The sequence below is a fragment of the Novacetimonas pomaceti genome, from assembly GCF_003207955.1.
GTDB lineage: Bacteria > Pseudomonadota > Alphaproteobacteria > Acetobacterales > Acetobacteraceae > Novacetimonas > Novacetimonas pomaceti.
In genome coordinates this window covers 1-1,379 of the sequence record NZ_NOXG01000093.1, presented here as the reverse complement: position 1 = coordinate 1,379, position 1,379 = coordinate 1, and the positions used below count along the sequence as shown (strand labels likewise).

The 1,379-nt window shown below is 34.2% G+C and carries 1 protein-coding gene; it reads left to right on the top strand.

Translation table 11 applies throughout. The features are described from left to right. Positions 1–341 precede the first annotated feature (341 nt). Positions 342–1,022 (top strand): hypothetical protein, encoded by a 681-nt coding sequence (locus tag CFR71_RS16325; RefSeq protein ID WP_133251191.1) that lies wholly within the window; start codon positions 342–344, stop codon positions 1,020–1,022. The last annotated feature ends 357 nt before the right edge of the window (positions 1,023–1,379 follow it).

The window sequence follows — 1,379 nt, the reverse complement described above, 5'->3', positions numbered from 1 at the left end:
ATATCGCAGTCCTTCCCGGCTATGTTCACGTCGGGCAATACCAGTCCATGTCACCATTCACTCCATCTCTTCGTAAAGACGGATGAATCACAACAGGCTAGTATTGTTCAAAAACTTTCGGATCGGGCTCTAAATAAACATTATTTCCATAAATAGAATATAAAAAATTTCCAACAAAATATATTATACATTTGTTTTTATCTTATTCTATTTTAGTTATTTTTCAGAGAACATATCTCCTATAAGATAGAACACGCACAGACTATGGAACAGAACGCCATGGATTTTGGTAATGTAACTTCGTTATCGCGATCATGCGCCTATATGACGGTTATATGAAAATGAACATAAATCTATTCATACAAGTCAATAACTTTTTCGTAAATGGGAACAGGAAAGATGATTCTATAGAAATATTAACTAGTAAAATAAATGTGACATATAATAATATAAAAAACTCCATTGATATAGAAGGCCATACGGAAAATATTTTCCTTATCGAATTAATATCAAATTGCCAGGAACTTCATAGAAGTTGCGTCGAGAAATCCCGCACAAATAAAAGTTTTTACGACTCAATACTAGATAAACTGTTTGCTTCGATACTTCTACTTATAGATAACATGGAAATAACAGAGAAATTAAAAGACAAGTTCCTTAATATTGCTGAAAATATTATAGAAGATAGGTATCGTATGAACTACCATGATATTAATAATGAAGTTTTGTTTTATTATTGGATACTAAAGTGGGGGCTTGTCAGAAAGAAAACGCCTATATTAGATTTTTTTATTGGACAGCCAGAGCAAAATAAAGAGACATATTCTGAACCTTCCAGCGAAGAAATCGATGTATTCTACGAAAAAAATAGACAAAAAATATATGAAATTCTTCTATCTCATTCAGGAGAATATGAAATTAAAAATCCGCTCGATAATTGGGAAATATCGCAATTTTATATTTCTTATAGGAAAATCCTAAATCATAAAAAAAATATGATAAGACTGATAGGGAGGACGTGATAGTAGCATCATGATGGATGCTATCGAACGAACGCCTAATTATAGTGTGTACCGGTTCTGTATTCGATCCTACTGTGAAACATCAACCTTTTTTACATCGTAAACACGGCGGATTTTCGTAGGATCCCCGACTTCATCACCGTGCATAATGTATATGTTATAGATGCAGTGGCGCAAATAAGTTATTATTGACAATGAGGATGTGAGATGACAATTACTGTCGCGTGGGTTAAACATAATGTCGACTCAAAAGAACTAATACCAACCGTTGATTGCTATAACCCATGAGCCCAATTGCGCAGTCCGATTGACATGATGCGCCATGGTTGATTGACGAGCTGGTTCCAGGCATGGCAG